Genomic DNA, 12,269 nt, shown 5'->3' on the forward strand with positions numbered 1-12,269 from the left:
CACTAATACACAACCGCGCGGGCGTGTCAACCGCGACCGCGGGACGTATCTTGACCCAACCCCACCCCCGCGAGGAACCCCAAATGCTCCTCTCCGCTGCGTTCGCCGTACTAATCGGCACGCAATCTCTCCCGCCCGGCTCCGCCCGCACACTCAGCCCCACCGCACAGCCCGCCCAACCCGCAAATCAGCCCAAACCGTTCGAGTTCAAAGACGGCGACCGGATCGTGTGGCTCGGTAACACGCTCGTCGAGCGCGAGCAGCGCTACGGCTACTGGGAAACCGCACTCATCGCCGCGAACGCCGACAAGAACCTCACCGTGCGCAACCTCGGTTGGAGCGGCGACACGGTGTTCGGCGACGCCCGCGCCGGCTTCGACAACGCCGCGAAGGGCTACGAGCGCATGGTGTCGCTCACCCTGGAACTCAAGCCGACCGTGATCTTCGTGAACTTCGGCTCGAACGAGGCGTTTGGGGGCAAAGAGGGGTTACCGAAGTTCGAGAAGGGACTGGAAAAGCTCCTCGACTCGCTCAGGCCCGCCAACGCGCGCGTGTTCCTACTTACGCCGATCCCTGTCGAGAAATCGGCAAGTCTCTCAGACCCGAAGGCTCTCAACGACAAACTCGCGATCTACAGCGGCGCGATCAAAGCGATTGCGGAAAAGCGCGGGCTCCCGCTCGCGGACCTGTTCCACAACTTCCAGAACATCCGCTCTTCGGGTCCGTTCACGGATAACGGAATGCACCTAACCGAAGCCGGATACAAGGAATTCGCGCCTTTTTTCACGAACAGTCTCGTGCAACCGGGGACGGTCGCCAGTGGGGAGAAGCTCGAACCACTCCGTCAGGCGATCATCGCGAAGAACGAGCAGTTCTTCAACAAGTGGCGCCCGCAGAACGAGACGTACCTGTTCGGGTTCCGCAAGCACGAGCAGGGGAAGAACGCGAAAGAGATCGTCGAGTTCGACCCGTTCATCGCGAAGGCCGAGGACGAGATCGCCAAGATTCGGAAGTCGCTGAACAAGTGACCGCCCGGTGAACCCGGTCCGCAAGGGCCGTGGGTCCTTCACCCACCACAACGCCCGACCGCACCCAACATTCACTCGCCCCGCGCCCCCGACGCACTCAACCCACGGCCCTTGCGGGCCGGGTTCGCCCGACACAACCACCCTCTCACTTATGCGCCAATACACACTCTCGCTACTACTTCTGCTCTCACCCTCACTCGCGTTCGCGCAGAACGACGCGAAGGTGCCCGACCCGGACCCGGAACTGGAGCGCAAGACGTTTACCGTCGCGCCCGGGTTCGAGGTGAGCCTGTTCGCGGCCGACCCGCTGCTGGCGAAGCCGATCCAGATGAACTTCGACCCGCAGGGGCGGTTGTGGATCGCGTCGAGCGAGATCTACCCGCAAATCAAGCCGGGCGAGAAAGCGAACGACAAGATCATCGTCCTCGAAGACACCAACGGCGACGGGAAGGCCGACAAGACCACCGTGTTCGCGGACGGACTGCTCATCCCGACCGGGCTCGAACCCGGTGACGGCGGCGTGTACGTCGCGAACAGCACCGAACTCGTTCACCTGAGCGCGAGCAAGCCCGGCGGCAAGGCCGACAAGAAGCGCGTGCTGCTGAGCGGGTTCGGCACGGAAGACACGCACCACATCATCCACACGTTCCGCTGGGGGCCGGACTGCCGGCTGTACTTCAACCAGTCGATTTACATTCACAGCCACATCGAAACGCCGAGCGGCGTGAAGCGTCTGAACGCGGGCGGCATCTGGCGGTACAACCCGGACAAGACAGAACTCGACGTCTTCGCCCGCGGCTGGGTGAACACATGGGGCCACGCCTTCGACAAGTACGGGCAGTCGCTCGCGACCGACGGTGCGGGCGGTGAGGGCATCAACCACGCGATCCCCGGCGCCTACTATCTCACGTCCGTCGGCCCGCACGCCCAGCGCTTGCTGCACGGGATGAACCCCGGCTCGCCGAAGTATTGCGGCCTCGAAGTGATCTCGGGCCGGCACTTCCCGGACGACTGGCAGGGCGACGTCGTCACCAACGACTTCCGCGGGCACCGCGTGTGCCGGTTCAAGCTTCAAGAAGACGGCAGCACGTTCGCCGCGCGAGAGATGACGGAAGTCATCAAGAGCAACCACCCCGCGTTCCGCCCGATCGACGTGAAGATGGGGCCGGACGGCGCGCTGTACATCGCGGACTGGTACAACCCGATCATCCAGCACGGCGAAGTGGACTTCCGCGACCCGCGCCGCGACCACACGCACGGCCGCATCTGGCGCGTGACCGCAAAGGGCCGCGATCTCGTGAAGAACCCGAAGCTCACCGACGCGACCATTCCCCAACTGCTGGAACAACTGAAGTCGCCCGAACAGTGGACGCGCCAACAAGCCAAGCGCGTGCTCAAGGAGCGCGGCGCGGAAAAGGTGCTGCCGGAACTCGCGAAATGGGTCGCGGCTCAGCCGAAAGAGAACGAGGACGCCCGACTCGAAGCAGCGTGGATGTACCAGTCGCTTGCGGAATTCGATCCCAATAACAATTACCTGGCACTGCTCGAAGAACTACTGCAAGCCAAGCAAAAATCGGTTCGTGCTGCCGCGGTCCGCCTCCTTTCTCACCACCATGAGATGGTCGCGCGTCCGCACATTCGCCCGTGGCTGGAGCGCGCCGTTTCGGACCCCAGCCCCCTGGTCCGCCTTGAAGCGGTCCGGGCCACGATTTCGTTAATTAAGACGTTGCCCGAGGAGGCCGTTCTCGGCACCGACGTCGCTCTGCGTGCGCTGAACCAACCAATGGACCGCACACTCGATTACGCACTGTGGTTGACCGCACGCGAACTCGAACCGTACTGGCTCCCCGAGTTCCAGTCCGGGAAACTCACCTTCGGAGGCGACGCGAAGAAGCTCGCGTTCGCACTCAACGCGATCGGCAACAAGGACACCGTGAAGCCGGTTCTCGCGCTCATTGATGCCGGTAAGGTACCGAAGGAGAACGTTCACGGGCTGTACCTGCTGCTCGCGCAGATCGGCGGATCGGAAGAGTTGGGCAAGGTGTTCGCCCACGCGGACCGTGACACCGGTGTGAGCGCGGAGCAACGAAACGCCCTCTTCCTCGCGCTGGAAGACGCGGTCCGAACACGAAAAGTCGCCGCACCCAAAAACGCCGACCAACTCCACGCGATCATCGATGAGATCAACACCCAACCGGACAGCAAAACGCGGCCCGCGTCGCGTTCGGCACTTCGGCTCGCGGGGCTGTGGAGGATCGGCGGCCTGCGCCCGACACTGGAAAGCATCGCCAAGTCCGAAAAGGTTGTCGATTCGGCCGACCGTACTGCAGCACTCGAAGGGCTTGCACTGTTCGGCGACGCGAATGCGAAAGCGTTCATCACGAAGCTCAGTAGTTCGGAACAGAAACCGGACGTGCGTCGACTCGCCATCGTCGTCCTTACCGCGCTCGATACGCCCGCGGCGGCGGCCGAAGCCGCGAAGTTCCTCCCGGACGCCAAGCCCGACGAAGCGCTGATTGACCTGTTCGCGGCGTTCGTCAATCGGAAGGGCGGCGCGACCGTGCTGGCGAAAGCGCTCGCAGACAAGAAGCTCCCGGCGGATGTCGCGAAGATCGGCCTGAAGGCGGTTCGCGCCGCGGGCCAACCGGCCGACGACCTGACCGCAGCGCTCACGAAGGCCGGCGACCTCACGGCCGCTCGCAAACCGCCGACCGAGGCCGAAGTGAAAGCAATCGCCGCGGACGCACTCAAAACGGGCGACGCGGCACGCGGAGAGGCAGTGTACCGCCGCAAGGAGCTCCAGTGCCTCGCGTGCCACGCTTATGGTGGCGCCGGCGGGCAGGTCGGCCCGGACCTCACCAGCATCGGCGCCAGCGCCCAAGCCGACTACGTCGTCGATTCACTCCTACTGCCGCACAAAGCGATCAAGGAGGGCTTCGACGTGACGCGGATCGTTACGACCGAGGACCAGGTCGTTCAGGGGATCAAGGTACGCGAAGGCAACGGGGTGCTCGTGCTCCGCACGGCCGAAGACAAGGAGATCACGATCCCGGTGAAGGACATCGCGGAGCGCACGAAGTCCACCAAGTCCCTCATGCCCGAAGGGTTGACGGACCAGCTCACGAAGCAGGATTTCGCGGACCTCGTGCGGTACATTTCGGAACTCGGTAAGGTCGGTGGGGCTTACGCCCCGAGCAAGGCCCGCGTCGTCCGGCGCTGGCAGGTGATCGAGCCGACCAACGCGAACCTGAACGCCTTCCGGCGCGCCCGCGTTTCGGCCGCCGCGGAAGCAGAAAGCCCGTTCTCGTGGGCTCCTGCGTACTCGAAGGTGTCGGGCGATTTGCCGCTCGCAGAGCAACCGAAGTTCACCGTGTGGAACGATACCGCGCCGCAAACGGTGCTGCGCTTCCAACTCGACGTTACTACCGCCGGGGCCGCGAAACTGAAGTTCAACTCGGTCGCGGGCCTGACGGTGTACGTGGGCAACACGCCCATCGAACCGAAGCCGGAAACGGTCCTCGATCTGAAGGCCGGCGTGCAAACGGTGACGATCCTCATCGACCGCTCGAAGCGCGCGACCGAAGACGTGCGGATCGAGTTGGACGACGTGGAGAAATCCCCCGCACGTGTCGCGGTCGTGGGTGGAAAGTGAAGTTTCGTGGAGCGCGGGTCGTCACCCGCTGAATGCGTGCTCCGGGTAACTAAAATCGCCCGGAGCTATTTCGGTTTGCGTATGGCGAGCCGCGACCACAAGGGAGCGGGAGGCACAAAGCTACCGGTGCCATTCCTACACTGGGAGCCACGGCTCCGCTCCCTTGCGGTCGCGGCTCGTTTGCCCAATACGACGAACTCGAAACGAGACCAAATGCCCTGACTTGCGGGTAAGCCCCGCGCTCCACCGAAGGCGACATGCACGTTCCCCTTTTCGCCGTTCACTTGTCGGACGGGGCGCTCGCGACCGCGTGGTTGGCGTCCGGCTTCGGTGGCCTGGCGGTCATGCTCGTGTTCGCGATGTGGAAGGTGCGCGAGGAGGAGATCCCGCGCATCGGCGTATTCACGGCCGCGTTCTTCGTCGCGTCCAGCGTTCACATCAAGCTCGGGGTGCTACCCACCAGTGTTCACCTCATCCTGAACGGGCTCGTTGGGGTCATACTCGGGCGCCGGGCCCCACTCGCGATCGCAATCGGTTTGGGGCTGCAGTACCTGCTGCTCCAACACGGCGGGTATTCCACCCTCGGCATCAATGCCTGTATCGTGGGTATCCCGGCACTCATCGCGGGCGCGCTGTACCCCGTGCTCCGACGCCTGCGCGTGCCCGCTTTCGTTCGCGGCGTGCTGCTGGGTGGGGGGGCCGTGGCCGGCGCGGTCGTGCTGAACTTCCTCGTACTGCTGCTCGGTGGTAAAGACGATTGGGAACGACTCGCGCAGTTGGTCCTGCTCGCGCACATCCCCGTTGTCATCGTCGAAGGAGCAATGCTCGGTGTACTGGTGAGCTATTTGGAAAAGGTGAAGCCCGAGATGCTCGGTTCGCGGCGCGAGCCGCCAAAGCCAAACACCCCACCCAACGAAGACACTTCCTGGTAAACGGGCCGGAAGACATCCGGCCCGCCCAATCACGTCACCGGGAATATCTCTTCAAAAGGGACTTCCCACTGCCCGATGCCGACGCTCACGGTGACGGTCTGTTTCTTCGCGTCCACCTTCACAACCTTGCCGTTCGAGCCGAACCGCTGCACCGTCACCACCGTACCGGCTTTCAGTGTCGCACGTAATTCGTTGAGTGCGACCCGGTCTGCAGCTTCCTTATCGAGAGCGCGGCGCTCGCGCTCGAACGACTCCTTCGCGCGGTCCGCATCGTGCTTGGCGGCAAGCGCGTCCACCTTTGCCTGTTCTGCTTCGAGGCGCAGTTCCTGGAGGCGGGCGAGTTCACCGGTCTTGCCCTTGCGCCTCTTCAGATACTTGTGAGCTCTGCGCAGAAGATCCTTCGGGAGCTTCAAGCGCCGGGCGATCTTGAGCGCGTTACTCATCCCGAACTGGCCGATGTGCAGCCGATAGGTGGGCCGCATCGTCTCGATGTCGAACTCCACCGCTCCGTTCTCGGCCCGGTCGTTGTTGAAAGCGTAGGTCTTCAGGTCGCCGAGGTGCGTCGTCACGATCGCGCGGCACCGGACCGCGTCGAGCTGGTCGAGGATTGCTCGACCGAGTGCGGCCCCTTCGGTGGGATCGGTGCCGGCCCCGAGTTCGTCGAGCAGAATCAGGCTCTGGTCGTCCGCGGTGCGGAAGATCGACGCGATGCGCGAGACGTGTGAGCTGAAGGTGCTGAGTGACTGTTCGAGACTCTGCTCGTCGCCGATGTCGGCCAGGATGTGTCTAAACACCGGAACCAAACTGCCCTCGCCCGCGGGTATGTGCATCCCGCACTGTGCCATTAAGCACAACAGACCTGTCGTCTTCAGCGTGACCGTTTTGCCGCCCGTATTCGGTCCCGTAATCACCAGGATGTTGAACCCGATCCCGAGCCGAATATCGATCGGAACGACCGAGCGCGGGGCGCGGGGTACTGGGCGCGGGGCGGAAGCATCGGAGTCGGGCGGATCAACTGTCTTCGCGGATTCGTTCGCCTTTTGTTCCGCGTTCCGCGCTCCGCGCTCCGTGCTCGGCACGGGATCGTTGCGGAACATCGATTCGAGGAGCGGGTGGCGCGCTTGTCGGAGCCAGAGTCGGCCCTCGGTGTTCACGTCCGGCGGGTACATGTTGAAGTCGCGTGCGTGCCGGGCCTTCGCGGTGATGAGGTCGAGTTTCGCGATCACATCGAGGGCGAACACCAGCGGATTCGCGACGCGGCCGACTTCGCTACTGAGCCGCCGGAGCACGCGCTTCACTTCGCGGTCCTCGTCGGCCTTCAGTTGCACGCGCTCGGCACTGAGGTTCGAGATGCTCGCGGGCTCGATGAACACCGTTTCGCCGGTGCCGCTCATACGGTGAACGACGCCGTTGACCTTGTGCCGGTGGTTCACCGAGACGGGTAGGACGTAGTGATCGCCGTGGACGGTCGCGTTCGGGTAGCTCAGGATCTTTCGCAATTCCGGATCGCGCAGGAGGCGCCGGATTTCCGCCTTCACTTTTTCGTCGAGGTCGAAGAGCTTTTGGCGCACCGCAGCGAGATCGCGACTCGCCATATCGAGAACGTGCCCGCGTCCATCAATACACCCGCCGATGGATTTGCCGACGGTACCGAGATCCTCGATGCCCGAGAGGTGGTCGATGATGCCCGAGAGGTGTTCCGCGAGGCGCATTCGGTAGCGGTACATTGCGCCGGTACAGTTGAGAGCTTCCGCCACTTCGATGAGTTGCTCGGCCGTGAGCATGGTGCCGATCTTGGCGCGCCGGGCTATCAATCTCACGTCATGAAGGCCGCTAAACGGCGGAGCCTGGTTCAGCCCCAGTGCTTCGACCATCTCGGTCGTGAGGGCGATTTCCTTGCGAATCGCGGCCGAATCGGTCGAGGGCTCGATCTGCCGGGCGAGGTCGCGCCCCAGCGAAGAGGCCGCGTAATCGGCGAGCAGAGCGCGGACCTTATCGAATCCGAGGAGATCGAGCGTGTGAGCGTCCATGAGGGCCAAATCGGTCCGTGTTGCTTCGAGGGTAATCATGCCCCACAAGACACCTCGGCGCGCGGCCGGGTTCGGGGCCAGGGAATTGTACGTACCCGGAGCGCTTCGGGCGTTCCGGTGCGATGTGAACCGCCCGCCGCGCACCCCGGTCCGTATACTGAGTTTCCGCGGACCGAGACATTTTCAGTCGGGAGATGGTAATGGCCGAGTGGCAACGAACACACACCTGCGAACAGCTTCGCGAGGAACACGTCGGGCAGACGATCACGCTCAACGGGTGGGTGCTGACCGTTCGCGATAACGGGCACCAGCTCTTCACCGACCTCCGCGACCGCTACGGCCTAACGCAGGTGGTGTTCAACAGGGCCGACAACGCCGAACTGTTCACCCAAGCGAAGGAACTGAAGAGCGAGTGGGTGGTGTCCGTGACCGGGCTCGTCCGCAAGCGGTTGGAAGGTGCGGCCCGCGCCGACATCTCCACCGGCGAGATCGAGGTCGAGGCGAAGACGCTGCGTGTGCTGAACCAGTGCCCGCCGCTGCCCTTTGAAATCAGCGAGTTCGGCAGCGAACTCGCGAACGAAGACCTCCGGCTCCAGTACCGCTACCTCGACTTGCGCCGGCGCTCGCTCCAGAAGGTGCTGATCCTGCGCCACCGGTTGTGCAAGGTGATCCGCGACTACATGGACGCCCACAACTTCCTCGAAGTCGAAACCCCGCTGCTCGGGAAGAGCACGCCCGAAGGCGCGCGCGACTACCTCGTGCCCAGCCGCGTGTTCAACGGCGAGTTCTTCGCGCTGCCGCAATCGCCGCAGTTGTACAAGCAACTGCTGATGATTTCGGGCTACGACCGGTACTTCCAGATCGCGCGCTGCCTCCGCGACGAGGACTTGCGGGCCGACCGCCAGCCCGAGTTCACGCAGCTCGACGTCGAAATGTCGTTCGTCGAGCGCGAGGACGTCACCGGCGTCATGGAGCGGCTCGCGGTCGACATCTTCGACAAGTGCCTCGGCGTGAAGCTGAACCTGCCGTTCCCGCGCCTGAGCTACGCGGAGGCCATGTCCAAGTACGGCTCCGACAAGCCGGACCTGCGGTTCGGCCTGGAAATCACGGACGTCACCGACATTGCCGGCGCGAGCGAGGCGCAGTTCTTCAAGGACGCGATCGCGGCCGGAGGGGTGGTCCGCGCGATCAACGCGAAGGGCGCGGCTGCGGCGCAGGACGCGAAGAAGGCGCCGCTGTTCAGCAACACCGCGCTGAAGCCCGGTGGCGAACTGGCGAAAGTGACCGAGACGTACAAGGCGAAGGGACTGGCGTGGCTCAAGGTGGAGGGCGGCAAGTTCACCGGTTCCATCGAGAAGTTCCTCTCGGACGAACTGAAGGCCAAACTCACCGAGCGCCTCGGCACGGCCGACGGCGACCTGCTCTTGATCGTCGCGGGACCGGAAGCGATCGTGTGCGACGCACTCGGAGCGCTGCGCATCCACCTCGCGACGCGGCTCAAACTCTACCGGAACTGGTGGGAAGAGAAGGCCGAGCACGACGAATCCGAGAAGAAAAAAGCGGACGCCGCCAAGAAGAAGAAAGAGAACTACGCCCCGGTCCCGTTCCAGCCGCGCGCCGAGCACTTTAACTTCGCTTGGGTGCTCGACTTCCCGATGTTCGGGTGGGACGACGAGGAGAAGAAGTGGGCCGCGATGCACCACCCGTTCACCGCGCCGATGGACGAAGACCTGCCCCACTTCTGGCAGAACGAGTCACTCGGTAAGGTGCGGGCCAAGGCCTACGACATGGTGCTGAACGGCTACGAGGTCGGCGGCGGGAGCATCCGTATCCACCGCCAGGACGTGCAGAGCCGCGTGTTTGAGATCCTCGGCATGAACCCCGAGGAAGCCAAGGCGCGGTTCGGCTTCCTGTTGGACGCCCTCCAGAGTGGCGCGCCGCCCCACGGCGGCATCGCCCTCGGTCTGGACCGCTGGGCCATGATTATTGCGGGGACGACCAACATTCGTGACGTGATCGCGTTCCCGAAGAACCAGCGCGCCCGCGACCTGATGACGGGTGCCCCGGCGTGTGTTGATGAAAGGCAGTTGAAAGAATTGGGAGTGAAGTTGAGTTGATTTCGCGCAAGTCGCGTGAGACGTTGCGTTGACTGGGTAGAGCGGGAGTCGGGGTGGGAAACCGCTCCAGCCCCGCTCGCAGGCAAACTCTTCCCCGAGTTAGAGGCCCGCCGGGACGGTCCCGGTGGGCCTTTTTTCGTGCGCACTTCTGCGCACCGCGCTTCACAGCGCCAATAGTGGCGGCGTTCCTTCCGGTCCCGGTGGCCACCACCAGTGACGGAAGAGGTAGACGATCACCCCGGCCGCGGGCAGCCCAACTTGTGCAACAGATGTAATTTCCATGATGCGGACCCCGCGTGCAGCCTTGCTCTGTGAGCGATCGGGCTACACATGGGTACGCAAACGACAGACCGGACCGGGCAATAAACGGTCGATAAGAGCCGCGGATTACGCGGATGGCACGGATCTAAACCGAATACCGTTTTCGATTTAGGTCCGTGCTATCCGCAGCATTTTTCTCAACTCACTTCTTCGGCGGCACGACGGGCCAGCCGCCCGCCGGGGCGAGCCCGCTGTGGTTGACCTGCACCCAATACTTGTAGATGTCGAAGTGCGGGTCGTTGTCCTGGTCGTGGCACTTCATGCACGCGCCGCCGACGCGGTTGAGGAGCAGTTGGTTGGCGGGCGGAATGGCCTGCATTCCACGCTCTTCGGGGCCGAGTTTGGCCATTTTCTCCATGAACGCCATGTCCGGCATTTTGGCGTCCCCGGGAACGCCCTGCTTCCAGAGCGCGAGGAGCGCCGTCAACTGCTTGTTCTTCGGGTCCGCGGCGTGCCCGCTGCCGGGGCCGTGGCAGCTCTCGCAGCCGACGTGTTTGAGGTGCGCCGTCTTCTTCTCGTTTTCGTAACCGGACTGGTGATCGAACCCGACCGTGTGGCACCGGACGCACTCGCCGTCGTACTGGCGCAGGCTCGGGCGCTTCGCGAGCTTCTCGAGCGCGTCCATTGCGTGCCCGTGTTTCGTCTTCGCCCACTGCTCGTGCTCCTTCGCGTGGCACGCCTTGCACGCATCGGACCCGACATAGGTCAGGTTCACCTTGGGGTTGAGTCCCTGTGCGTGGATCTGCGCCGCGTGCGGGACGCGGGGGTAATCTTTCCCCAAAGCGATCTCGGATTTCACCGACTTCGCGTAGTCCTCAAGGATCTTGAGCGTCTTGTTGGACTTGTAAGCCTGCTCCTCGGTGCCCGGGGTAATGAACTCTTCGCTCATCTGAACGAGTTGGTACTTGAGGTCCAGCCCACCATCGGGCTTCTTGAACACCCCCAACACGCCGACGTGCTGCCCCTTGTGGCCCACCTCAATAATCAGCGTCTTGGTCCCCTGCGGTTGCTGCGGGAGGAGCGGGGGGAGCGGGTCGCTCGCCTGACACAGGATGATGTTGAACTGCGGGAAGTCCTTCGCGACGCCGACCGCGTCCGCGCTGCTGCCCTGGTAAATGAGCACGTTGAGCTTCGGCTGCTTCTTGTGGTTCTTGAGTTCGTCCCGCACGACCTTTAGAGCGTCCGGGATCTCGCTGAAATCGATGGACGTGTCGAGCTTCTTGGTCCGGGCATCGACGGCCAGTGACTTCCCGACGATCCCGGCGATACCGATGGGCAGCGTGCCCACGTCCGCGACCTCGGTCGAACCGATCAGCGGGCGCGTGTCACCGGGCAGCACCGGGAACCGCTGGAGCCGCGGCACGATCTTGCCGGCCCCGTCCAGGCCGACCGCGTTGCCGGCGAGCGTGAACGGGCGCTGCTCCTTCTGGGCGATGTACGCGCCGAGCAACATGTCCAGTTGCGCTGTGATGTCGGTCTGGCCGACGCCCACCGCGATGTACCCCATCTCGCGCAGCGCGTTCATCGTGGCGATGTACTTGAGCCGCCCCTGTTCGCGGACGGCGGGCTTCTCCGGGTACAGGTCGCCGAGATCGATGCCGGCAACCGGCCAGCCCTTGTCTTTCAGTGACTGGATGAAGACGGCCCGGCGCTCGAGCCCGCCGGTTTGCGGCCGGCTGCACCCGCACGGCTGGAGCAAACCGAACGTCTGCCCGGTGAAAACGAGGACCGCTTCCGGCTTCTGGCCCTTCGGCCAGCCCACGAACAGCGGGGGATTGCCCGAAACCGGCTCCTTCCCCTTGGCGGGTGCGGGCGGGTCGTCCAAGGCGCTCGAAACGAACGCTACGGACGACAACGGGTCCGCAGCCACTTCGGGCGCGATCGATTCTACGGGCGCGGCGCGTTCGACGTGCGCCGTAGGTGCTGCGACCACGCAGCCGGCGACGAGTGCGGTGGAGACGCAGAAAAATGTGGACCAACGTACCGAGGACGCGCGGGCGGGGAACGGGGTCGGATCGGTCATCGCGGATCGTCCTCCTGAGCGGCGGTGGAGTCATTCCCTCCGAAACTTCGGCAACCGCCGGGCGGCGGGTCGAGTGGCGGGGCGCACTGCATCACGAGCAGCGCGCCGACCGGACCGGGTTGCGCGGGCTGGGCAAGAACGAACCAATCGCGCCGACACTACACCC

General features: G+C 64.0%; 6 protein-coding genes. 4 read left to right on the plus strand and 2 right to left on the minus strand.

The window, feature by feature from the left end:
* Positions 1 to 83: 83 nt before the first annotated feature.
* From J8F10_RS11315 to J8F10_RS11325, 3 genes are all read left to right on the plus strand, one after another.
* Positions 84 to 1,028 carry an SGNH/GDSL hydrolase family protein gene (locus tag J8F10_RS11315; RefSeq protein WP_210653930.1) on the plus strand — a complete coding sequence of 315 codons (945 nt, stop codon included), beginning with the start codon at positions 84 to 86 and terminating at the stop codon, positions 1,026 to 1,028.
* A gap of 151 nt (positions 1,029 to 1,179) precedes the next feature.
* Complete coding sequence (locus J8F10_RS11320; RefSeq protein ID WP_210653931.1) at positions 1,180 to 4,680, plus strand: PVC-type heme-binding CxxCH protein; 3,501 nt, start codon at positions 1,180 to 1,182, stop codon at positions 4,678 to 4,680.
* 257 nt (positions 4,681 to 4,937) lie between these two features.
* Positions 4,938 to 5,612, plus strand: coding sequence for a CbiM family transporter (locus tag J8F10_RS11325; RefSeq protein ID WP_210653932.1), 675 nt, complete (start codon positions 4,938 to 4,940; stop codon positions 5,610 to 5,612).
* 29 nt (positions 5,613 to 5,641) lie between these two features.
* On the opposite strand, the gene J8F10_RS11330 is transcribed toward J8F10_RS11325, so the two are convergent.
* The gene (locus J8F10_RS11330) at positions 5,642 to 7,681 is read right to left on the minus strand and encodes an endonuclease MutS2 (protein ID WP_246523173.1); all 2,040 of its coding nucleotides are present in this window, start codon (positions 7,679 to 7,681) and stop codon (positions 5,642 to 5,644) included.
* A 161-nt stretch (positions 7,682 to 7,842) separates the two neighbouring features.
* On the opposite strand from J8F10_RS11330, the gene aspS reads away from it, so the two are divergent.
* The gene (gene aspS / locus J8F10_RS11335) at positions 7,843 to 9,759 is read left to right on the plus strand and encodes an aspartate--tRNA ligase (RefSeq protein ID WP_210653933.1); all 1,917 of its coding nucleotides are present in this window, start codon (positions 7,843 to 7,845) and stop codon (positions 9,757 to 9,759) included.
* Positions 9,760 to 10,222: 463 nt separating this feature from the next.
* Here aspS and J8F10_RS11340 read toward each other — a convergent pair whose 3' ends face one another.
* Positions 10,223 to 12,103, minus strand: coding sequence for a multiheme c-type cytochrome (locus J8F10_RS11340; protein ID WP_210653934.1), 1,881 nt, complete (start codon positions 12,101 to 12,103; stop codon positions 10,223 to 10,225).
* Positions 12,104 to 12,269 lie beyond the last annotated feature (166 nt).

This window comes from Gemmata palustris (assembly GCF_017939745.1).
GTDB lineage: Bacteria > Planctomycetota > Planctomycetia > Gemmatales > Gemmataceae > Gemmata > Gemmata palustris.

Excerpts from the sequence above, each read along its gene's own strand:
- aspS (WP_210653933.1), top strand. The coding sequence starts at position 7,843 with ATGGCCGAGTGGCAACGAACACACACCTGCGAACAGCTTCGCGAGGAA.
- J8F10_RS11325 (WP_210653932.1), top strand. The coding sequence starts at position 4,938 with ATGCACGTTCCCCTTTTCGCCGTTCACTTGTCGGACGGGGCGCTCGCG.
- J8F10_RS11330 (WP_246523173.1), bottom strand. The coding sequence starts at position 7,681 with ATGATTACCCTCGAAGCAACACGGACCGATTTGGCCCTCATGGACGCT.
- J8F10_RS11340 (WP_210653934.1), bottom strand. The coding sequence starts at position 12,103 with ATGACCGATCCGACCCCGTTCCCCGCCCGCGCGTCCTCGGTACGTTGG.
- J8F10_RS11315 (WP_210653930.1), top strand. The coding sequence starts at position 84 with ATGCTCCTCTCCGCTGCGTTCGCCGTACTAATCGGCACGCAATCTCTC.
- J8F10_RS11320 (WP_210653931.1), top strand. The coding sequence starts at position 1,180 with ATGCGCCAATACACACTCTCGCTACTACTTCTGCTCTCACCCTCACTC.